Genomic DNA, 20958 nt, shown 5'->3' on the forward strand with positions numbered 1-20958 from the left:
CCCCGGCCGCTACGGGGTGTCCCGCGGACCATGCGGCCCCGCCCCGTGGCAGGGGCTTCGCCGCGTGGCAGGGGCTTCGCCCCTGGACCCGGGGTCTGGGGCGGAGCCCCAGTTGCGGGAAGGGGCGGGGAGGGGAACAGCCCACCGCAGGCATCGAGATCCGTCGGACACCCCTAAGAGCGCGCACCGTCCACCACCGCGTCGGCGTGGTCTTCGAGGTAGGCGCGCACCACCGAGGCGAAATCCGGGTCGGGGGCCAGCCCGAGCGCTGCGGCGCGCGCGTTGTCGAACACGGCGGGCCACGAGCCGACGATGGCCTCGACATCGGGGTCGGGCGCGACCGTCACCAGGTCGGCGACGGCGTCGCCGGCCACCTGCCGCAGCGTGCTCAGCATGTCGGCGACCGAGACCGTGAGCGCGGGAAGGTTGACCGGCACCCCGCCGTCGATCCGGCCCGGCCCGGCACCGCGCTCCGCCTCCGCGACGCGGAGGATGCCCTCGACCGTGCGCCGTGGCGAGGCCAGCGCCACCTTCAGCTCGGGGTGGACCGGGCAGATGGCCGGGAGGCCCGCGAGCGGCTCGCGGATGATGCCGGACAGAAAGCCGGAGGCGGCCGCGTTCGGCTTGCCCGGCCGTACCGACACGGTCATCAGCCGGGCGACGCGCCCGTCCAGGAAGCCGCGGCGGGTGTAGTCCGCGATCAGCTGCTCGCAGACGAGCTTCTGGATCCCGTAGCTCGACCGCGGTGTGGGCAGGGTGGACTCGCTGACGACCGGCGGCAGCGGCAGCGCGGGGTCGGATCCGTAGACGGCGACGCTGCTGGAGAACACCACCCGCGGCACCGGCCCGCCGGCGGCCGACTGGGCCCGCGCGGCCTCCAGCACCGCGCGTGTGGTGTCCACATTGACGCTCATACCGAGGTCGAAGTCGGCCTCGCACTCGGCCGAGACCGCGGCGGCGAGATGGATCAGCACATCCACCGGCTCCGCGAACACCTCGTCAAGACGGTCGGCCAGATCGCCCTGGACGATGCCCACGAGGGGGTCGTCCGCCCCCGAACCGGGCGGCACCACGCGGTCGGCGAGCACCAGCCGGTCGATCGGCGCACCGCGGAACGTCCGTGACGCGAGCAGTGCGGCGGCGACCCGCCGGCCCAGGAAGCCGAAGCCACCCGTGATGACGATCCTCATGCGTTGTCTCCTCGGTAGTCGTGGCGCCAGCCGAGCCCCTCGCTCGTACCGGCGCGGGGGATGTACTCACAGCCGATCCACCCGTCGAAGCCCAGGCCGTCGATGACGCCGAACAGATGGCGGATGTTCAGCTCGCCCCGGTCGGGCTCATGGCGATCGGGTACGCCCGCGATCTGAAGATGGCCGACCCGGCCGGTCGGCAGGTCACGGCGCAGGGTCGTGGTGAGGTCGCCCTCGACGATCTGGCAGTGGTAGAGGTCGAGCTGCACCTTGAGGTTCGGGGCTCCCACCTCCCGTACCACGGTGTGCGCTTCGGACTGCCGGTTCAGGAAGTAGCCGGGCATGTCGCGGCCGTTGATCGGCTCGATCAGGATGTCGACGCCCGCCGCGGCGGCCCGTTCCGCGGCCCAGGCGAGATTGGCCAGATACGTGTCGCGGTGCTCGGCCGAATCGCCCGGTCCCACCAGCCCGGCCATCACATGCACCCGTGGGCAGCCGAGCTCCGCCGCGTACTCCAGGGCCCGGCCGATCCCGGAGCGCACCTCCGCCTCGCGCCCGGGGAGCGCCGCGATCCCGCGCTCCCCGGACTCCCAGGCGCCGGGAGGCGCGTTGAAGAGCACCTGCCTCAGACCGTGGTCGTCGAGCCTGCGGCGCAGCTCGGTGGCGTCGTACGGGTAGGGGAAGAGGTACTCGACGGCCTCGAAGCCGTCCGCCGCCGCGGCGGCGAAGCGGTCGAGGAAGTCGTGTTCGGCGTACATCATGGACAGGTTCGCGGCGAACCTCGGCATGCTGGCTCCTGCGTTCGGGCCGGGACGTCCCGGTCAGCGGTTGACGACCTGCTTCTTGGTGGTGAGCACGGCAGCGGCGCCCACGACCAGAGTGAGGGCCAGGACGTACATCGGGATCGACGCCGAGCCGGTGGCGTCCTTGAGCGCGCCGATCATGTAGGGGCTGACGAAACCGGCCAGGTTGCCCACCGAGTTGATGATGGCGAGGCCCGCCGCCGCCGCGGTGCCGCCCAGGAACGCGGTGGGGAGCGACCAGAACAGCGGAGCGCAGGTCAGCACCCCGGCCGCGGCCACGGACAGCGCGGTCAGGGACAGCGCGGTCGACCCGTTCCACACGGCGGACAGCGAGAACCCGACGGCGCCCATCAGGCTCGGGACGACCAGGTGCCAGCGTCGCTCGCGGCGCTTGTCCGCCGAGTGGCCGAACAGGTTCATCGCGACGAGGGCGGCAAGGAACGGCACGGCGCTGAGCACGCCGATCGCGAGGTTGCCGTCGATGCCGGTGGACTCGACGAACGTGGGCATCCAGAAGGTCAGGGCGTACTGGCCCATCACGAAGCAGAAGTAGATGAGGCACATCAGCCATACCCTGGGCTCACGGAAGGCGTCCAGGACCCGGCCGTGCACCGCCCGGTGCGCGCCGTCCTCGGCGACCGCCCGCTCGACGACGGCCTTCTCCTCGTCGGTCAGCCACTTCGCGTCCCGCACGCCGTCGTCCAGGTAGAAGAGGGTGAGGACACCGACGAGGAGCGCGGGGACCGCCTCCAGCAGGAACATCCACTGCCAGCCCTGCCAGCCGTTCACACCCTGGAAACCGTCCATGATCCAGCCGGAGAGCGGATTGCCGAAGATGCCCGCCACCGGGATGGCCGACATGAACATCGCGATCACCCGGGCCCGGCGGTGCGAGGGGAACCAGTAGGTGCAGTAGAGGATCACCCCGGGGTAGAACCCCGCCTCCGCGGCACCGAGCAGAAACCTCAGCACATAGAACGTCACCTCGTTGGTGACGAACATGAACGCCGCCGAGACCAGGCCCCAGCTGATCATGATGCGGGCGATCCAGGTGCGGGCTCCGACGCGTTGCAGCATCAGGTTCGAGGGCACTTCCAGGAGGAAGTAGCCGATGAAGAACAGGCCCGCCCCCAGGCCGTACGCCGCATCGCTGAACCCGAGGTCATCGGACATCTGGAGCTTCGCGAAGCCGACGTTGACCCGGTCCAGGTAGGAGGCCACGTAGCACAGGACGAGGAAGGGGACGATGCGGCGTACGACCTTGCGGTAGACGGTGTTCTCGCGGGCAAGCGCGGGCGTCTCGGTCGCCACTGCGGGCATGGGCATGACGGAATCCTTCTGCGGCTCAGGGATTCTGCGACGGGGACGGGGACGGGGACGGGGACGGGGACGGGGACGGGGACGGGGAGGGGGATGGGAACTGGGAGGGAACGGGGACGGGGGGAGTGACAGGTCACCACGTGGCGCCGAACGTCGTCCTCAGTTCGTCGATCGCGTCGGTGGTGAGAGGCCCCGGTCGACGGTCGGTCAGGAGCCAGAGGCGTGCCGTCTCCTCGAGTTCTTCGAGGACGGCGAGGGCGGCGGCCGCGTCCGGGCCCCAGACCACGGGGCCGAGCCGGTCGAGCAGGACGGCCCTGATCGGCGTATGGCTCGCCAGGTGGTCGGCGATCCGGGCGGTCACCAGGTCGGCCACGCGCGGGTCTCCGGGCCGGTGGTAGGGGATGAGCGGCACGTGCCCCACCTTCATCACGAAGTACGGCGTGATGGGCGGGAGTACGTCGTCCTGGCTCCACACTCCGGCCAGGGTGAGCGCGACCAGGTGGGTGGAGTGGGTGTGGATGATGAACCGGGCCGTGGGGTCGGCCGCGTAGATACGCCGGTGGAGCGTCAGGGTCTTGCTCGCGCGGTCGCCCGCGCGCTGCTCACCCTGGGCGTCGACCAGCGCGAGGCGGTCGCGCTCGAGGAAGCCCAGGGCGGCGTCGGTGGGTGTGATCAGATGGCCGTCGCCGATCCGGGCGCTGAGGTTCCCGGCGCTGGCGTGCACATAGCCCCGGTTGAACAGGCTGGTGCCCACCCGGACGATCTCGTCGCGTGCCTCGTCCACGGCGGTGTCGTGGAGCTCGGTCATGAGACCTCCCGGTCGAGCAGGGCGAAGGAGTCGGTGAAGAACGCGGGGCCACCGAAATTGCCGGACTTCAGCGTGATGTGGAGTGTGTCCCCGCCGGGCAGCGCCGCCGCGCACCAGGGCACACCGGGGTCGATCTGCGGTCCGATGCGCAGTCCGGTGACGCCGAGCGCCCGGACGACCGCTCCGGAGGTCTCGCCGCCCGCGACGACGAGTTGACGCACACCGCGCTCCACCAGGCCCTCGGCCACCCGGGCCAGGGTCCGCTCCACCAACTCGCCGGCCTCGGCGGCGCCGAGCCGGGTCTGGACGGTGCGGACCGCCTCGGGTGCCTCGGTGGAGTAGAAGAGGACGGGCCCGTCGGCCAGACGCCCCTCGGCGAAGGCGAGCGCCTCGCCGGACACGTCCTCACCGGCCGCGACCCGCAGCGGATCCACGCTGAACGCCGGTCGGCCGGTGCGCAGGAACTCCTGGACCTGCTGGTTGGTGGCGGCGGAGACCGATCCGGAGATGACGGCCCGGTGGCCGCCGGGCGGTGGCAGCGCGGCGGCGGCGTGGGACGGTGTGAACCCCCAGTTCGCGGGCAGCCCGATGGCCAGGCCCGAACCGGCGGTCACCAGGGGCATCCCCTGGACCGCCGCGCCGAGGCGCACCAGGTCGTCGTTGGAGACGGCGTCGACGATGGCGACTCCGGCACCCTGCTCGCACAGTTCGTCGATCCGCGCCCGGACCGCCGTGGCATCGCGGCCGACCACCGTGTGGTCGATCAGGCCGACCGTTCGGGTGGTCTGCGCGCCGAGGACCGAGACCAGATTGGGGTCGGTCATCGGGGTGAGCGGGTGATGGCGCATACCGCTCTCGCTGAGCAGCACATCGCCGACGAAGAGATGCCCCTTGAAGACCGTGCGCCCGTTGTCGGGAAACGCGGGCGTGGCGATGGTGAAGTCGGTGCCGAGCGCGTCCATCAGGGCCTCGGTGACCGGCCCGATATTGCCGGCCGGTGTCGAGTCGAAGGTCGAGCAGTACTTGAAGTAGATCTGCTCGGCACCGGCGGACCGCAGCCAGGCGAGGGCCCGCAGCGACGCGTCGACGGCGTCGGCGGCCGGAACGGTCCGCGACTTGAGCGCGATGACCACGGCGTCCGCGTCCACCGGCCGTTCGGCGCCGGGCGGCGGTACGTCGATCAGCTGGACCACGCGCATGCCCGCCCGCACCAGGTTGTTGGCCAGGTCGGTGGCGCCTGTGAAGTCGTCGGCGATGCAGCCGAGTCGGACGCCCATGTCAGGCCTCCACCGGCTGGGGCAGATCGATCCCGGGGAAGATCTTGATGACCGCGCTGTCGTCCTCCGAGCCCAGGCCGGACGCCGACGCCTGGAGGAACATCTGGTGAGCGGTGGCGGCCAGGGGGAGCGGGAACCTCTCCGGCCTCGCCGAATCGAGGACGAGCCCGAGGTCCTTGACGAAGATGTCGACCGCGGAGAGCGGTGTGTAATCACCGGCGAGCACATGCGCCATCCGGTTCTCGAACATCCACGAGTTGCCCGCGCTGTGCGTGATGACCTCGTAGAGCGCCTCGGCCGGAACACCGGCCTTCAGACCCAGGGCCATCGCCTCGGCCGCCGCGGCGATGTGCACCCCCGCGAGCAGCTGGTTCACGATCTTGACCTTCGAGCCGAGACCGGGCTGCTCGCCCAGGCGGTAGACCGTGCCGCTCATGGCCTCGAGCACCGGGTCGGCGACCGCGTACGCCGCGGCGGGGCCCGACGTCATCATGGTCAGCTCACCGGCCGCCGCACGCGTGGCGCCACCGGAGATGGGGGCGTCCAGGTAGAGCGCACCCCGCTCGGCCAGACGTCCCCCGAGCTCCGCCGACCAGCCCGGGTCGACCGTGGAGCACATCACGAAGACGGCCCCCGGGCGGAGCCGGTCGGCGGCCCCGTCTGCGCCGAACAGCACCGACTCGACCTGCGCCGCGTTGACCACGACACTGACCACGACGTCCACCGCGGCCGCCAGGTCGCCGGGGGAGGCGTACGCCGTTCCGCCGTCGCGGGCGAAGTCCTCGGCCACCTCCGGCCGCAGATCGTGGACCCCGACGTCGTAGCCCGCCGTGCGCAGGCTGCGCGCCATGCCGAGCCCCATGGCCCCGAGCCCCACCACGCCCACGCGCGGCCGCGCCGGCCTGTCCTGGTCGCTCATGCCCCTCCTCGTCCTTGGGTTGTGCTTTGGGGGAGCGCCGCCGCGCTGGCTGTGGTGTCCGGGGCGCGATCGGCCCCGACTGCCTGCGGCGATCGGGTCATATGATGACCTGAAGACAAGTCTCCCGCATACTGTGACGTCCGTCACACGAGGTTGAGATGAGGGGGGAGGGGGGCGGGTGGGACGTGGCGCGGCCGGGCGTGGTGTGTCCAGCTCGGCTTCGATGTCAGGCGGCCGCTCGGGGGTCGCGCCGGGGGCCAGACACCGGCCGGGTGCCAGGGCACGATCTGCCCCTCGCGCACCAGCTCTCGCCATACTGCTCGGGCTTCACCGGCTTGAGCACCGGCTCCAGCAGCGGCCCGGCGGCCTCGTCGGGCGTCGGTGCGTCGCTGACGTCCCACCACCCCTGGGAGGTGGGGGTGTTCATCATCCCCGGACACACGGAGGCGATGAGCACATCGCGCGCCAGGTCGTCCTCGCGGCGCCGCTTCGCCAGTGTGCGTACGGCCGCCACTTGGCCGATCTTCGAGGGGATATCGACGAAGGCGGGCCAGGGGCCGCTGAAGGCGCTGCCGTCCCGCACCGCGTCACGCCAGTCGGCGACCGCGCGGTCCACCTCGTCCAGTGTCGCCAGGTCATCGAACCGGCTGTGCAGCACCGGGGCGAGATAGCGGAGCGAGCCCAGCGCACTGGCCACGACGATCAGCCGACCACCGTCCCGCAGCCGCGGGGCGAGCGCCCGCAGCACCCGTGTGGTGGCACATCAGGGCGGCAATGTGAGCAGCGTCAACTTTCGTGAGGCCGACCTATGCCGAAGTCGAATGGCCCGTACCATCACGGCGATCCGCGGGCCGCGTGCGTACGGGCGGCGCGGGAGTTGCTGGAGGAGGGTGGCAGTGCCGGGCTGTCGCTGCGGGCGGTGGCGCGGCGGGCCGGTGTCTCCGCCACGGCCCCCTACCGCCACTACGCGGACCGCGAGGCGCTCGTCTCCGCGGTCGCCGCGGAGGGCTATCGCGAACTCGCCGGGTATCTCGCCGCGGCGCATCCCGCACCCTCGACGCCCGACGCCCGACGCCCGACGCCCGACGCCCGACGCCCGACGACCTCGCCGCCGTCGCCGTCGCCTACGTCCGGTTCGCACTCGACCACCCGGCACTGTTCCGGGTGATGTTCGTGGAGCCCTGCGACCCGAGCGGCGACGAACGGGGCGACGCGACCGCCGCCATTTCCGCATACGTCTGCGACCTCGTCCGGCGCGCCTTTCCCGGTGTCGACCCGGAGGCGCTGTCGACCGCGGTGTGGGCCCTGGTCCACGGCCTGGCATTTCTTGCACCTCGACGGCAAACTCGACACCTCCACCCCCGACGCGGTCGCCGACCAGGTCCGCACCGCCGTCCACGCGCTGCTCACCGCCGCCGAGGTGACGTCGCAAGACCGGCCCGGGGGGTAGCCGGGGCCGGCGACATAGGCGCGGGTGCGTTCGTCGAAGCGCATGCGGGTGAGCACGATGGTGTGCAGGGCGTTGTTGGCGGCCCGGTCGCCGCCGCGGTTGAGGCGGTGGCGGTGGGTGCGTCCGGACGAGGCCGGGATCGGCGCGACCCCGGCCAGGTGCGCGAACGCGGCTTCCGAACGCATCCGTTCAGGGTTGTCCCCGGCCGGGGCCAGCAGCTGGCCGGCGGTCTCGGGGCCGACGCCGAACAACTCCAGCAGTTGGGGTGCGGCCTGCTTGACCAGCGGGCTGATCTCGGCGTCCAGCTCGGCGATCTCCTCGTCGAGCGCCTGGTGGCGGCGGGCCAGTCGACGCAGCGCCGCTCGCGTCGCGGCCAGGGGCCGGGACAGGTTGTCGCCGGGCCGCAGCCGGGCGAGGGTGCGTATCAGGGATGCCCTCTCCAGCAACCGTCACCTGTTCACGCAGTATGGCGGGGGCCGAGACGAGGAGGCCGCGGATCTGGTTCATCGCCTGAGTGCGGGCCTTGACGGCGCTGCGGCGCGCGATCCGCAGGACCCGGACCGTCTCGACCAGACCGTCCCGGCTCTTGGGAATGCCGGTGGCCCGCCCGGACAGCACGGCCATCGAGGCGGCGTAGGCGTCGATCGGATCGGATTTGCCCTTCATCCGCCGCGTCTTGCGGTCGGGGCGGTCGACGTCGATGACCGTGACGCCGGCGGCGGTCAGCACCCGGGCGAGTTCGGCCCCGTAGGCGCCGGTGCCCTCCACGCCCACCGCGACGAGCTCGCCGTGTGAGCGCATCCAGTCCAGCAGATCGCGGTAGCCGCGGATCGTAGCAGGGAACTCCCGGTCGGCCAGGTGCCGGCCGACTGTGCCGACAAGGCTGCCGCCTTGATGAAGGGCATCCGGCCGGTCACGGCCACCGACAACTGCCGCCGGGACATAGCCCGTGACCTGCTGGCCGACCTGCGCAGACTGGACCGGCACGTCAAGGGCAACGAAGCCGAAATGCGCGAGGCCATCGCTGCGACCCGCACCACGCTGACCACCCTGCCGGGCCTGGGCACCGTGCTGGCCGCGAAGGTCCTCGGCCACATGGGGGACATCAGCCGGTTCCCCACCGAGCACCACTTCGCCAGCTACACCGGCAGCGCACCTCTGGACGCCTCCAGCGGCAACAACGTCCGCCACCGGCTCAACACCGGCGGCAACCGCGCGCTGAACTCGGTCCTGCACACCATCGCCGTCTGCCAGATCCGCGACGGCGGGCGCGGGCAGGACTACTACCTCCGCAAGATCGCTGAGGGGAAGACGCCTTCGGAGGCTCGCAGGGCTCTCAAGCGACGCCTGTCCAACGTGGTCTACCGGATCATGAAACGAGACCAACGGAACCACCTCGCTCAAGCCGCTTGACACACAGAGGCGCTATAAGGTCACAAACGCCCGTCCGGCCGCGTGCGTGGTGACACCCGGCGGGCCGACAAATCCGAAACAGGACAGCCAAGACGTCAGTCAGGTGAGGGGTCAAACCCACCAGCAGCGTCACCACGTCACATCCTCACTGCCGACTTCTATGGCGGGATGACCCTTGTCTGTGGTCATCTCACCCAGCTCGGCCATCGCCGGGTGGCCTATCTGAGCGGCCCCGAAGCGTCCTGGGCCAACGCGGAACGCATCCGGGCCTTCGAGGCCGCGGCGGCCTTCGGCATCGATGTCACCGTCATCCCTTGCGGTCACACGGCGCGGCATGGCTACGACGCGGTCGACGCGGTGCGGGGCCGCGGTGTCAGCGCTGTTGTCGCGTACAACGATCTGGTGGCGCTCGGTGCGATGGCGGCTTTGGAGGAGCCGGGTCTGCGGGTCCCTGAAGATATGTCGGTGATCGGCTGCGACGACATCTCCGTTGACGACCTGCCCAGTTCACGCCGCCTTACCACGGCCTCGATGGCCCGGGATGAACTGGGCAGGCTGGCCGCCCAGGAACTGGAGTCCGTGATGGCCTCCGACGGCGACACCGAACCTCGATCCATTCCGATGGAGCTTCGCGTACGGCTCACCAGCGCGCCGCCTGCGGGAGCGCCGGGCTAGAACTCAGCGGAGGCCGACGGAGGTGCCCGCGGTCAACTGGTGGTAGCGGGCTCCGACGCCGGGGCCGTTGGCGCCCAGGAACCCGCCGACCATCGCGTTGCCGACGTCGTTGAGGGCGCCGTCGTGGATGGCGTAGGCGTCCCGTGGGGCCACCTCCCGCACGTAGTCGATCAGCTGTCCGGTGGTCGACCAGGGGCCGTGCACGGGCAGTAGCAGGGTGTCGACGATGGCGTCCGGGACGGTGAGCGCGTCCCCGGGGTGGAAGAGGGTGTCGTCGATGAGGAACCCGACGTTGCCGACCGGCGGGATGTCGGGGTGGATGGGCGCGTGCCACGTGCCGTAGACCCTCACCTCGAAACCGGCCGCGGTGAAGGACTCGCCCTCGCCGACGGTGGTGACCCGGGTGCCGAGGCCGGCCAGCTGCTTGGCGACGGAGGTGTTGGTCCAGAGGCGCAGGGCCGGGTTGTTCTCCGCGGCCTTGCGGAGCGCCTCCTCGGAGAAGTGGTCGAAGTGTTCGTGGGTCACCAGGACCGCGTCCGCGCCGTCCAGTGCGTGCGGTTCGGTGAGGCCGCCCGGGTCCACGACGAGGCGGTGGCCGTCCTTGTCGATACGGACGCAGGCATGGCCGAACTTGGTGAGCTGCATGGTGGGTCTCCTTGATCCATGGCTGAAACTGCACAACCAGGTTGTGCAAATGGACTGTACAACATGGTTGTACAACTTGCCTTCATGATCTGGGTAGGGTGGGGCCATGGAAGAAGACGACGCACTGGCTGAAGACCTGCGGCAGGCGGTCGGCGAACTCGTCCGCGCCGTACGGGCCGCCGACACCATGCCCTCCGGAGGGGCCGCCATCCTCGGCCACCTCGACCGCGGTGGCCCGCAGACCACGGCCGACCTCGCGCACCGGCGCGGAGTGACCCACCAGTCGGCCGCCAAATCCGTCAAGGAACTGGTCGGCGACGGCCTCGTGCGCACCGAGCCCCACCCCAGCGACGGCCGCAAGCGCCTGCTGCACATCACCGACGCCGGCCGCGCCCGCCTCCAGCGGGAGCGCGCCCAGCGCGCCGGCTGGCTGGGCGCCGCCATCCGCGACACGCTCAGCCCCGACGAGCGGCGGCAACTGCGGGACTGCGTACCCCTGCTGACCCGTCTGACCGCCCGCATCACCGAAAGGTGAGCCCGGAGGCGATGTGTCTGGTTCGGCATCTTCTGGGGGTCAATGGTTTATATCCCGGGGGGGAGATGCCTGGCATAAGCAGTTCGGGATTTCCGAGCGCGCTGTGCGGTGGCTGGCGCGAACCTCGACGCCGCCAATGGTGGATTCGAGTGAATGGGTGGACCGGGGGAGTGGGATGCGACTGCTCGTGAAGCGGTCATCCGATCAGGTCAAGGGGCAGATCGCCGTTCCGACCTCGAAATACCACGCGCATCGCGCCCTGATGCTGGCCTCGCTCGCCCCCGGGACCAGCCGCATCGTAGGGCTGTCGAACGCGCAGCACATCCGGCACACCATCACCGCGCTGCGCGGCCTCGGTACGCGGATCGAGGTGGACGGGGACGACTTCCTCGTGCACGTGGGTCCGTACCGTCCGCTGCGATCACAGGTCTCGGTGGGCGGTGCGGGTACGGCGCTGTATTTCCTCACCGGGCTCGCCTCTCTCGCGAGCGCGCCGGTGACCGTCGTGGGGCAGAAGTCCTTCCCCCGGCGTCTGATAGGCCCGCAGCTCCAGGCTCTGTCCGATCTCGGTATCGACCTCGATTCGCCCACCGACGGCCCGCCGATTTCCGTACGGCCGCGCCGCCCGAAAGGGGGCCACGCGCGCATCGAGGGCATTCTTTCGCAGTGAATTTCCGGATTGCTCATGGTGGCGCCGTTCGCGACCGGGCCGAGCACCATCACCGTGGAGGGCGAGTTCAACGAGCGCTCCTACGTGGATCTGACGGTCCGGATGATGCGGCGGTTCGGACTGCGGGTCGATGTCTCCGAGAACGGGCGGCGGTTCGACATCGAGCCCGGCCAATGCCCCACCCCCGCAACGGTGGTGCTGCCTCCCGACGTCGGCGCGGCGGCGTTCGGCCTGGCCGTGACGGCGCTGCACCCGGCCGATGTGCTGTTCCGGGGGCTGCCCGCGCTCCCCGTGGACCAGGTGGACCACCCCGATGCGGATCTGCTGAACATCGTCGCCGGGATGGGCCTGCCGATGACGGCCGACCCGGCGACCGGCATGGTGCGCGTCCGCCACGACGGGATCAGGCTGCGCCCCGCCCGGATCGACTGCCGGGCGGTGCCCGACACGCTGCCCGCGCTGTCCGTGCTCGGGGCGCTGGCGGACGGCACCACCGTGTTGGACAACGTGGCACAGGTGGTAAGACCCGTCCATGAGGGTCTAGTTGGTCTGGGACAGTCGCGTACGTCCAGGTCGGAGCCTCACAGTCCGGGGCAGTCCGTACAGTCTGTGAGATCTGTGTGAGATGTGTGGGTACGCGAGTAGGTCAGTCGGGGAGCGACTGGTCCGGTTCGGGCCCGGTGCCCAGTCGGCGGCGGCCCGGCGGTCGCGTCTGCATCTGGTCCTCGTCGGAGGCGTCGGAGGGGTCGAGCTGCTGGGCGGCGGCCCGCTCAGCAGCTGTGCGGGCCCGCTCGCGACTGTCGCCGACTGGCGTCGACTCCGGCTCGTCGGGGCGGGGCCCGGCGCCCAAGGTACGGCGGGTGGGACTCACTGCTCTCGTCTCCCCGGTGCTCCGAGTACGCCGCGGTTGCGCAGGTCGCCCAGGTCCGGGAGCTGGACTGTGGGCAGTCCGGCGTCCAGGTCGGCCTCGTGGGCGCCCTTGCGGTACGGGGATGTCGTAGCGGGTGCCGCGAGTGGCTCCTGGGGGCCGGAGCCCAGGACGCGGCGTACGGCTGTCACATGATCATCATACGGGCAGGGTGCTCTACAGCACGCCGTGCAGGGCGTTCTCGGTGAACCCGTCATCGTCCTCGCGGTAGCGGCGCATCACCTTGGAGCCCTTGGCCCATCCGCCCTGCTTCTCCGCCACGGCGTCCGGGTTGCCCGCGCGGGAGGACTCGGTGACCAGTCCGCGGCGCGGGCCGTGCCCGGTGGGCCGGATGTCGAGGTCGGCGCGCTCCGCGAGCCGGGTGATGACGTCGCCCACGGCCTCGGCGCCGAGGCCCTGGTCCATGACGGTGTGGTGCCGGGAGTGCAGCCGCCGGTAGGCGAACCCGTCCGGGTCGGCGCCGATGCCGGACGCCTCCCGCCAGCGGCGCCAGGCCCGGACGGGGCAGAGGTGGGCGCGGGAGCCGTACGGCACCTGGACCACGCGGGGGTAGTTCTTGCTGATCCGCACGTCCACGATCAGGCCCCGGCCCTCGGGGTCCTCGGCGACGTGGCGCTCGCGGAGCCATCCGACCTCGTGCTCGCGTCCGGCGATGGCGAAGTGCATCGTCATCATCGACAGGTCGCGTACGCCGGACAGGTCGTCCGGCAGGGTGCGGACGATCCGTTCCATGTGCCGGACGAGCAGGGCCGGGGCCTGGCCGCGGCCGCGCTGCTCGCCTGCCTTCTCCATCGCCTTGACCTTCGCCTTGAGCAGGGCGCGGGGCCTCCTCGGCGACGTCGACCGCCAGTTGCAGCTTGTGCTCGCGGCGGCCGGTGACGACGACGCCGGCCAGGCGGCGGTCGATGGTCGAGGGCGCCATGAACAGCCCCGGCACCAATCCTGGGTGACGGACACCCCCGGCTGTCCGTCCTCTTTCCCCGCAAGGCATGCCGGGAATGCGACGACCGGCTGAAATGCACCGGCAACATCGACGGCAAGGGACGCCACATCTTCCTGCTGACTGAGCCCCAGCAGAAGATCCAGACGCAGGTGCGGAAAGACCAGAAGACCAGCAACTGGCAGCGGCGCTATGCCGTCCGCGCGGGCTGCGAGGCCACCGTCTCCGAAACGGTCCACGCGCACGGCCTGCGGCACTGCCGTTACCGCGGCCTGGCGAAAACGCACGTCCAGCACGTGCCCACCGCTGCCGGGGCCAACATCATCCGCCTCAGCGAACACTTCCCACCAGGCATTACACCAGCATCGCCGCCTCGACCACCCAGCCACTTCCAGCAGCTCTGCCCAGGCTCCCCACCTAGAGATCACCAACAGCACCCAGAAGATGAGCCAGAGCCGCTGAACGTGAACAAAGCCAGGTGGGTGAAGGTCAGCGGGCCGAGTGGGCGCCGGCCATCAGCGCGGCGAGGTCCTCGGGCTGCAGGAAAGAGGGGGGAGGGGGCGGGCCCCAGCTGAAGAGGCTCTTGGCGGCCTCCCAGACCTCGGGCTTCCACAGCGCGTCGTCGACGACGCAGTCCATGTCGGAGTAGTACTCGGAGAAGTTGCCGGCCGGGTCCTTGAGGTACCAGAAGAAGTTCGAGCCGACGTGGTGGCGTCCCAGACCCCAGATGTGGCGCTCGGGGTGCTCCCGCAGCATCGCCGTGGCGCCGCGGCCGATCTCGTCGACGTCGTCGACCTGCCACGAGGTGTGGTGGACGAAGTTGACGGGCGCGCTTGACACCAGGATGTTGTGGTGCTCGGTCGAGCAGCGCATGAACGAGGAGAGCCCGGGTACCTCGTCGCTGATCTTCAGGCCGATGCCCTCGGCGAAGAAGCGCTGGCTGGCCTCCTGGTCCGTCGAGCCGATGACGACGTGTCCGAGCTTGCGGGGACGGACCCTGCCCTCGCGCAGGATCCCCGGGGCGCGGCCGGTGCCGCGGTCCGTGCGGCCCGGCCCGTTGTACGCCGTCGCCGGCGCCTCCGGTTGCTCGATGCGCGGGGTGACCGTCACCTCGACCTGTACACCGGTGATCGGCTCGACGGCGGCGACGCGCGTGTCCGAGGCGTCCGCCTTCAGGTCGAGCCGGCGCAGCCGGGACTCGATAGCGCCGATGTCGTCGGGGTTCTCCGCGCCTATCGACAGCGCCACGAGCTGGCGGGCGGGTGAGGCGACGAGGCGGAGCTGGCGGCCTCCGTCGGCGGTGGAGAGCCAGCCGTCGTCCTCGCGGGTCAGCCCGAACTCTTCGTAGTACCGGGTCGTGGCGTCCACGTCGGGGACGCCGATCGTGACCGAGCTGAGTCGGTGCAGGGCCATCAGGAGACCTCCTTGGTCGCCTCGGCGACGAAGCGCTGGCGCAGCTTGCCGATCCCGTCGAATGGCGTGCCGCGCAGTTGACGGATCGTAGGCGGGGGCGGACGCGGGATCGGGGTCGACCCCGGCGGATCGCGGGAACCGGACCTGCCCGCCGATCCACGGTACGGACATCAGCAACCGACCTGCGCGAACTTCTCAGCACGGCTGCTCACCCCGCAGGTCTCCGCCGCCTTGACAGCAATAACCTACACTCGTTTACTCATCTTGCCAACAGTTGTTCAGTCACGAGCTGGGCCGGGACCCCACCACGGTGGTCGGCGCGACCGGAAGGACCGGTCGTCGGCTCGTCGACTCCGCCCTGGACTCCGCGCCGGACCGCTCGCGGATCTACGACGCTCCGTCCTGTCGCCGCGCTCATGCCGGGCGCGGCGCGGGTTCTTTCGAGGACCGGTGCCGGACCCCGGGGGTGATCCACGCGCTTCCCCCTCGGACGCCGGGATCGCTCCGGTCCCAGGGGCCGGAGCGTTCGTGACGTCGGGGCGGTACCGCACACGAAGGGCGCGCCGGACCGTCAGACAACCGTCAAGCGCAGCGGGGGCCGGCCGTCAAGTGGGCCGGTGAGGATCGCTGTTGTCACTTCCACTATCTGAAAGGGATTGAGTCATGGCTACGCTCCTGTACCGGCTGGGCGCCTTCGGCGCTCAACGATGGCGGACGACGACGGTCGGCTGGCTGTTCGTCCTCGGGGCCGTCGTCGGCCTGGGAGTGGAGTTCCACGGATCGTTCCAGAACAGCGGATCCATCCCCGGCTCCCCGGCCCAGACCGCGCTGACGAGGATGGACCGGCCCTGGCCGGACCCGAACGGCATCGGTGATCCGGACGCGAGGCGCTCGGGCGGGTCCCGCGCTCGATCCGCGTGGACGAAAGTCTGCTGACGGGCGACCACCCAGCCGAACACCGAAGGATCCCGCGGCCGCGGGTCGCCTTCCAGCGGATCACGTCCGTTGCCCGACGGCCGACAGACGTGATCCGCCACCGCACGGCCGAGCGCGTCTTCGGTATCGGCCGGGCCACACCACCGTCCCCCTGTGGACGTCACCGCTCGCTGTGTGCCCTTCTTACCAGCGACTGAGCAGAGAGAACGGATCATCATGCGTATTGCAGCGCCCGGCGCTCGGACATCTGCCGCCGCGTCCGCGGGACGGCTCGCCGTCAAGGTCCCGGAAATCACGGCCCTGTTCTGGGTCGTCAAGATCCTCACCACCGGGATGGGCGAGACCTTCTCGGATTTCCTTGTCGGCCACCTGAATCCGGGACTCGCCTTGGGCTCGGGCGCGACCGCGTTGGCGATCGCGTTGATCGTCCAGTTCCGCAGCGACCGCTACCACCTCTGGATCTACTGGTCGGCCGTGACCATGGTGGCCGTCTTCGGCACCATGGTGGCCGACGCCCTCACCTTCCTGGTCGGGCTTCCGTACCCGGTGACGACGGTGGGGTTCTCGATCATGCTGGCCGTCATCTTCGTCTGGTGGTACGCCCGGGAGAAGACCCTGGATGTGCACAGCATCACCACGCCGCGCCGGGAACGCTTCTACTGGTCGATGGTGACGATCACCTTCGTCCTCGGCACCGTCGCCGGCGATCTGACAGCCGACATGCTGCACCTGGGGTACCTGGGTTCGATCGTGGTGTTCGCCATCGCCATCGCGGTCCCGGCCGCCGCACACCGCTGGGCGGAGCTGGGCACCGTTGCCGCGTTCTGGTCGGCCTACGTCGTCACCCGCCCGCTCGGCGCGTCGATCACCGACTGGCTGTCCTCGTCCCGTCAGGACGGCCTGGGCCTGGGGTTCGGCTGGGTCAGCCTCGGCGCGACGATCGTCATCGTCGCGCTGCTCGGACTGCTGACGACGCGCGGCGACCGCCCGGCCGCCGGCCTGCGCTCTGACGCCGTCCGCCCCGGAGAGGCGGACGCCTCGCTGTAGGTGTCCATCGTGGTGGTGACGACGTGCCGTCGCGGCGGTCGCGCGCCGGAAGGGACTCGGCATGGAGATGGCCGCGCCGCAGGAGCGCCGCGACGTGGTGGCGGGCCTGTGGCCGACCGGGCTCAGGTCACCTCCATGCGATCCGGGCGGCGACCGGCAGGTGGTCGCTGCCGGTGGCGGGCAGGGCGCGGATGTGGCCGACGGTTGCCGAGCGGGCCATGACCTGGTCGATCCGGGCCAGCGGGAAACTCGCGGGGAAGCTGAAGGCGAAGCCCCGCTCCGCCACGTTCATCCGCGAGGTCAGCGGGGCCAGCCCACGGTCGTCGACCGTGCCGTTGAGATCGCCCAGCAGGACCACCCGATCGCGCTTCTCGGCGGCGATGGCCGCGCCCAGCAGACCGGCGCTCTCATCACGCCAGGAGGACGCGAGGCCAGTCGCCCGGACGCGCACCGACGGCAAGTGTGCGACATACGCCGCGATCGCGCCGTGCGGCGTGTGGACGGTGGTCCGCAGCCCGCGATTCCACCCCTCCGCGATCCCCTGGGGTTTGATGTCCAACGGCCGGGCATCGGTGAGCGGATGCCTCGACCAGAGTCCGACGGTGCCCCGCACGGCGTGGTACGGATAGTCCGGAGCGAGGGTCTTCTCGTAGACCGGCAGCGCGCTGGGCACCAGCTCCTCCAGCGCGATGAGATCGGGCCCGGCGTCGGCCAGGGCGCGGGCCGTACCCGCCGGATCGGCGTTCTCATCGCTGACGTTGTGCTGCACCACCACCAGGTCACGCGGGCCGGGCTCCGCCCCGGGCGGGAACAGCCCGCCGAAGAGATACGTCCACGCCGCCACCGGCAGCAGCAGTGACACCAGCGCGAGGGCCGAACGGCGCAGCAGTGCCAGGCCGAGCAGCGCCACGACCACCACGCCGAGCCACGGCAGGAACGTCTCCAGCAAACTGCCCACGTGCCCCGGGGAGTTGGGCACGGCCCGGTGGAACACCAGCAGCCCGGCCGTCAGCACCGCCAGTACGGCGAGCACCCGCCCCCGCGTCCAGGGCGACCCGCCCCGCGGGTCCCCGGTCGCGCCTCCCCACCGGGCCCACCGCACCAGTCGGCGCCTCGCCCGCATCGGCGCCGTCGTACCGCCGTCCACCCGCTCCACCATGGCTTCCCATCCGTGTGATTCCGCACCCCAAGACGGGCCACCGGGCGCATCGGTTTCCGTTCGCGGGGCGGCGGCACGGGGCCGACGGAAATTCCGGTGACGATGGGCCGCCCGCTCCCTAGGATTGGGCCCTGTGCTCTCCCGTCCCTCCTTCATCAGCGACGAAGCGATCGCGCGGGCCGTCGCCGCGCATTGGCTGCCGGACGTCGCCGAGGTCGCGTATCTGCCCTGGGGTTTCGGCGCGCATCACTGGCGGGTGGCCGGTGGCGGCACGACCCTGTTCGTGACGCTGGACCAGCTGGAGCCGCGGCATACAGAGGCCACGCTGGAGGCCGCCTACGCGGGAGCGGCGGCACTGGCCGCAGCCGGTGTGGACGTGGTGTGCGCGCCGTTGCCCGCCCGGTCATCCGGCCGGTTCACCGTCGGCTCAGAGGCGGGTGCGCTCAGCGTGACGCCGTGGCTGGACGGGCGGAGCCCCACCGAGGAGGAGGCGAGCCGGCCCCGGCACGTCCGCGAGGTCGAGGCCGCGCTGGCCACGTTGCACGCCGCCACACCGCCGGCCGGTCTGCGGCACTGGACTCCCCAGGTCGGCCCCGGGTTCGCGGGGGAGCTACGGACCCGGACCGCGCGCCCCTGGACGTCCGGCCCGCTGGCGGAGGAGGCGCGGGCCGCGATCGCCGCACACGATGCCGCGATCACCCGCTGGACGGACCGCTACCTCGCACTCGCGGACCTCGCCCACTCCCACCGGGACCAATGGGTGGCCACCCACGGCGAGCCGCACAACGACAACCAGGTCGTGGGCGCGTGCGGGCTCAAGCTCGTCGACTGGGAGTCGCTGGCCCTCGCGCCACGCGAGCGGGACTACGCCGATCTGCTCGCGGCCGGTGCGGGTGACCGGCTGCGCCCCGACCCGGCGATGGGCGAGCTGTTCGCGCTCGACTGGCGCCTCTCGGAGATCGCCGAGTACGCGCGCTGGTTCGCCGCCCCGCACACCGGCACGGACGACGACCACACCGCCCTGGAAGGGCTGTACGAGGAATTGCAGCAGGTCACCGCGCCAGGGCAGCCCGGGCCACCGTGACCGCCTGCCCGGCGTAGCCGCGGCCGAACAGCACGGTGTGCACCAGCAGCGGGAAGAGCTGGTGCAGTCCGACGCGGTCGGCCCAGCCCTCGGCGAGCGGCGCCACCTCCTGGTAGCCGACCAGCACCTGGTCGAGATGCGGGCAGCCGAACAGGTGGAGCATCGCCAGATCGGTCTCCCGGTGACCGCCGTGCGCGGCCGGGTCGATCAGCCACGCCTGACCGTCGGCGCCCCACAGGACGTTGCCGTTCCACAGATCGCCGTGCAGCCGGGCGGGCCGCTCGGCCGGTCCGGTCAGCTCGGGCAGCCGCTCACATGCGCGTTCGATCACCTCGGCCTCGCCGTGGCGCACCGTGCCGTCGTCGACGGCGCGCCGCAGATAGGGCAGCACCCGGTGCTCGGCGTACCAGCGCGGCCAGTCGGTGCCCGTGACATTGCGCATCGGGGCCATACCGATGTACGCGTCCGTGGGGCCGTCGGGCGGCGGGGCGCCGAACGAGGGGGCGCCGACGGCGTGCAGGGCGGCCAGGTCGCGGCCGAACCGGGCCGCCGCCCGGGCGCTCGGCCGGCCGACCGGCACCTGGTCGGTGACCAGCCAGTGCCGGTCGTGGCCGTGCACCGCCGGGACGCGGACCGTTCCGGCGTCGGCCAGCCAGCGCAGCCCCGCCGCCTCGGCCTCCACCGCACCAGGATCGTCACCGCGTTTGACCATCACCGTCTGCCCGCCGTCGAGGGTGACCTCGGTGAGCATGGCGGACAGCGGCCGCCGCCGGGTCGCCGGACGGCCGGTGAGGCGGGCCGCCGCGGCACCGGGGTCCTCGCCCGTCCCGGCCTCGGCACGGGCGCTCATGAACCGAGGCGCTCGCGCACCCGGGCCAGCAGGCCGGGCACCGAGGCTTCGATCATGGCCAGCACCTCGTCGAACCCTTCTGGACCGCCGTAGTACGGGTCGGGTACGTCCAGGTCGCCGGTGGCGTCCGGGTCGAAGGACCGCAACATCCTGACCCGGGACGGATCGTCGACCAGCCGGCGCAGCGCCTTCTCGTGGCCACGGTCCATCGCCAGGAACAGCTCGGCATCCGCGTGCTCGGCACCGATCTGGGCCGCGACATGCTCGACCGGATAGCCGTGCCGTGCCAGCAGCTCGCCGGCCCGTTCGTCGATCGGCTCACCGGCGTGCCAGGGGCCGATACCGGCGCTGCTGACCCGTACCGCGCCGTCGAGTCCCGCCCGGCGCAGATGCTCGGCGAAGACCAGTGCGGCGGAGGGTGACCGGCAGATGTTCCCGCTGCATACAAAGCAGATGTGCACGGCCACCAGGGTAGGGCCTGGCGCCGCGGTGGCGCAGGGGGCGGGCCGCCCGGGGAAGACCCCGGCTCACCCCGCCCAGGGCTTGTCCACCAGCGGTGTCCGGAGCCACCCCACGCCTCCGGTGCCCTCATCGGGCCTCAGCTCCAGCATGTGGCCACCGGGCCGGTCCGAGGCCCGCGCGATCGCGCTCACCAACCGCTCGGCGAGATCGGGGCCCTCGGTGTCGTCCATGTCGTCGACCGGCGCGCCGGCCCGTACGTCCTGGCGGACCTCTTCACCGCTGTGGAGGGTCAGGATCAGGTGCTGAGGTGTCTTCCTGTCCCATCTGACCTGCTCGATGATGTCGGCGCGCACCATACGGCCGCCGAACGACGCGCTGTTGACCCGCACCCACACATCGGGCGTCATCGCGGCCCTCCCTCGCACGGGCGTCGA

24 protein-coding genes and 3 pseudogenes are annotated in these 20958 nt (G+C 71.3%); 9 read left to right on the forward strand and 18 right to left on the reverse strand.

Features of this window, described 5'->3' with window-relative positions; translation table 11 throughout:
• Positions 1–173: 173 nt before the first annotated feature.
• The 7 genes from denD to KHP12_RS48230 all read right to left on the reverse strand — a co-directional run bounded on the left by denD (position 174) and on the right by KHP12_RS48230 (position 7065).
• Entirely contained in the window at positions 174–1190 is a 1017-nt protein-coding gene (gene denD, locus KHP12_RS48200) for a D-erythronate dehydrogenase (RefSeq protein ID WP_086880384.1), read from the reverse strand.
• Positions 1187–1978: a 2-oxo-tetronate isomerase gene (gene otnI / locus KHP12_RS48205; protein ID WP_086880385.1), complete on the reverse strand. Its 792-nt coding sequence runs from the start codon at positions 1976–1978 to the stop codon at positions 1187–1189. The genes denD and otnI overlap by 4 nt, the downstream gene beginning before the upstream one ends.
• Positions 1979–2011: 33 nt before the next feature.
• Positions 2012–3319, reverse strand: coding sequence for an MFS transporter (locus tag KHP12_RS48210; RefSeq protein WP_086880386.1), 1308 nt, complete (start codon positions 3317–3319; stop codon positions 2012–2014).
• 127 nt (positions 3320–3446) lie between these two features.
• Complete coding sequence (locus KHP12_RS48215; RefSeq protein ID WP_086886574.1) at positions 3447–4121, reverse strand: class II aldolase/adducin family protein; 675 nt, start codon at positions 4119–4121, stop codon at positions 3447–3449.
• Entirely contained in the window at positions 4118–5398 is a 1281-nt protein-coding gene (gene otnK / locus KHP12_RS48220; protein WP_211834702.1) for a 3-oxo-tetronate kinase, read from the reverse strand. The genes KHP12_RS48215 and otnK overlap by 4 nt, the downstream gene beginning before the upstream one ends.
• A 1-nt stretch (position 5399) precedes the next feature.
• A complete protein-coding gene (gene ltnD, locus KHP12_RS48225; protein WP_086886572.1) occupies positions 5400–6317 on the reverse strand; it encodes an L-threonate dehydrogenase in 918 nt (305 codons plus the stop codon).
• Positions 6318–6543: 226 nt separating this feature from the next.
• Positions 6544–7065 (reverse strand): hypothetical protein, encoded by a 522-nt coding sequence (locus tag KHP12_RS48230; protein WP_086883492.1) that lies wholly within the window; start codon positions 7063–7065, stop codon positions 6544–6546.
• Positions 7066–7125: 60 nt separating this feature from the next.
• Between KHP12_RS48230 and KHP12_RS48235 the strand changes: the two are divergent.
• Positions 7126–7767, forward strand: a pseudogene (locus KHP12_RS48235) (TetR/AcrR family transcriptional regulator).
• A 71-nt stretch (positions 7768–7838) separates the two neighbouring features.
• Here KHP12_RS48235 and KHP12_RS52055 read toward each other — a convergent pair.
• Positions 7839–8018, reverse strand: a pseudogene (locus tag KHP12_RS52055) (transposase); the annotation flags it as partial.
• The gene (locus KHP12_RS52060; protein ID WP_246644156.1) at positions 7957–8625 is read right to left on the reverse strand and encodes an IS110 family transposase; all 669 of its coding nucleotides are present in this window, start codon (positions 8623–8625) and stop codon (positions 7957–7959) included. The gene KHP12_RS52060 and the pseudogene KHP12_RS52055, both read right to left, overlap by 62 nt.
• Between KHP12_RS52060 and KHP12_RS52065 the strand changes: the two genes are divergently transcribed.
• Both KHP12_RS52065 and KHP12_RS48255 read left to right on the forward strand, forming a co-directional pair.
• Positions 8626–9180, forward strand: a complete 555-nt coding sequence (locus KHP12_RS52065; protein WP_244203038.1) for a transposase — start codon at positions 8626–8628, stop codon at positions 9178–9180. It begins immediately after the preceding gene.
• 168 nt (positions 9181–9348) lie between these two features.
• On the forward strand, positions 9349–9855 hold the full coding sequence (locus KHP12_RS48255; protein WP_244203037.1) for a substrate-binding domain-containing protein: 507 nt from the start codon (positions 9349–9351) through the stop codon (positions 9853–9855).
• Positions 9856–9858: 3 nt separating this feature from the next.
• Here KHP12_RS48255 and KHP12_RS48260 read toward each other — a convergent pair whose 3' ends face one another.
• A complete protein-coding gene (locus KHP12_RS48260; protein WP_211834703.1) occupies positions 9859–10500 on the reverse strand; it encodes an MBL fold metallo-hydrolase in 642 nt (213 codons plus the stop codon).
• 106 nt (positions 10501–10606) lie between these two features.
• Here KHP12_RS48260 and KHP12_RS48265 point away from each other — a divergent pair, with 106 nt between their 5' ends.
• Positions 10607–11035 carry a MarR family winged helix-turn-helix transcriptional regulator gene (locus KHP12_RS48265; protein WP_211834704.1) on the forward strand — a complete coding sequence of 143 codons (429 nt, stop codon included), beginning with the start codon at positions 10607–10609 and terminating at the stop codon, positions 11033–11035.
• A 175-nt stretch (positions 11036–11210) separates the two neighbouring features.
• A pseudogene (locus tag KHP12_RS52070) lies at positions 11211–12329 on the forward strand (3-phosphoshikimate 1-carboxyvinyltransferase).
• A 22-nt stretch (positions 12330–12351) separates the two neighbouring features.
• Here KHP12_RS52070 and KHP12_RS48280 read toward each other — a convergent pair.
• The 3 genes from KHP12_RS48280 to KHP12_RS52075 are packed head-to-tail and all read right to left on the reverse strand — an operon-like array spanning position 12352 to position 13425.
• Positions 12352–12576 carry a hypothetical protein gene (locus KHP12_RS48280; RefSeq protein WP_086883487.1) on the reverse strand — a complete coding sequence of 75 codons (225 nt, stop codon included), beginning with the start codon at positions 12574–12576 and terminating at the stop codon, positions 12352–12354.
• Positions 12573–12764, reverse strand: coding sequence for a hypothetical protein (locus KHP12_RS48285; RefSeq protein WP_143678167.1), 192 nt, complete (start codon positions 12762–12764; stop codon positions 12573–12575). Before KHP12_RS48285 ends, KHP12_RS48280 begins: the two co-directional genes overlap by 4 nt.
• A 25-nt stretch (positions 12765–12789) precedes the next feature.
• Complete coding sequence (locus tag KHP12_RS52075; RefSeq protein ID WP_246643301.1) at positions 12790–13425, reverse strand: site-specific integrase; 636 nt, start codon at positions 13423–13425, stop codon at positions 12790–12792.
• Between the two features lie 171 nt (positions 13426–13596).
• On the opposite strand from KHP12_RS52075, the gene KHP12_RS53720 reads away from it, so the two are divergent.
• On the forward strand, positions 13597–14148 hold the full coding sequence (locus KHP12_RS53720; protein ID WP_472911732.1) for a transposase: 552 nt from the start codon (positions 13597–13599) through the stop codon (positions 14146–14148).
• Here KHP12_RS53720 and KHP12_RS48300 read toward each other — a convergent pair.
• Positions 14063–14986 carry a VOC family protein gene (locus tag KHP12_RS48300; RefSeq protein ID WP_211834707.1) on the reverse strand — a complete coding sequence of 308 codons (924 nt, stop codon included), beginning with the start codon at positions 14984–14986 and terminating at the stop codon, positions 14063–14065. The two genes, KHP12_RS53720 and KHP12_RS48300, sit on opposite strands and share 86 nt — an antisense overlap.
• Before the next feature lie 663 nt (positions 14987–15649).
• Here KHP12_RS48300 and KHP12_RS48305 point away from each other — a divergent pair.
• Positions 15650–15922 (forward strand): hypothetical protein, encoded by a 273-nt coding sequence (locus KHP12_RS48305; protein ID WP_086883484.1) that lies wholly within the window; start codon positions 15650–15652, stop codon positions 15920–15922.
• Positions 15923–16138: 216 nt separating this feature from the next.
• Positions 16139–16969 carry a COG4705 family protein gene (locus KHP12_RS48310; protein WP_086883483.1) on the forward strand — a complete coding sequence of 277 codons (831 nt, stop codon included), beginning with the start codon at positions 16139–16141 and terminating at the stop codon, positions 16967–16969.
• Positions 16970–17096: 127 nt separating this feature from the next.
• Here the strand turns inward: KHP12_RS48310 and KHP12_RS48315 are convergent, their stop codons facing one another.
• Positions 17097–18128, reverse strand: a complete 1032-nt coding sequence (locus tag KHP12_RS48315; RefSeq protein ID WP_210608901.1) for an endonuclease/exonuclease/phosphatase family protein — start codon at positions 18126–18128, stop codon at positions 17097–17099.
• Positions 18129–18261: 133 nt separating this feature from the next.
• Between KHP12_RS48315 and KHP12_RS48320 the strand changes: the two genes are divergently transcribed.
• Complete coding sequence (locus KHP12_RS48320) at positions 18262–19212, forward strand: aminoglycoside phosphotransferase (RefSeq protein WP_086883072.1); 951 nt, start codon at positions 18262–18264, stop codon at positions 19210–19212.
• On the opposite strand, the gene KHP12_RS48325 is transcribed toward KHP12_RS48320, so the two are convergent.
• The 3 genes from KHP12_RS48325 to KHP12_RS48335 all read right to left on the reverse strand — a co-directional run bounded on the left by KHP12_RS48325 (position 19181) and on the right by KHP12_RS48335 (position 20931).
• Entirely contained in the window at positions 19181–20062 is an 882-nt protein-coding gene (locus KHP12_RS48325) for a fructosamine kinase family protein (RefSeq protein ID WP_211834708.1), read from the reverse strand. The genes KHP12_RS48320 and KHP12_RS48325 overlap by 32 nt on opposite strands.
• Complete coding sequence (locus KHP12_RS48330) at positions 20059–20523, reverse strand: low molecular weight protein-tyrosine-phosphatase (RefSeq protein ID WP_037955859.1); 465 nt, start codon at positions 20521–20523, stop codon at positions 20059–20061. Before KHP12_RS48330 ends, KHP12_RS48325 begins: the two co-directional genes overlap by 4 nt.
• A gap of 66 nt (positions 20524–20589) precedes the next feature.
• Positions 20590–20931, reverse strand: coding sequence for a hypothetical protein (locus KHP12_RS48335; protein WP_086883074.1), 342 nt, complete (start codon positions 20929–20931; stop codon positions 20590–20592).
• Positions 20932–20958: the final 27 nt, after the last annotated feature.

It is taken from the genome of Streptomyces asiaticus, assembly GCF_018138715.1.
GTDB classification, from domain to species: Bacteria; Actinomycetota; Actinomycetes; order Streptomycetales; family Streptomycetaceae; genus Streptomyces; species Streptomyces asiaticus.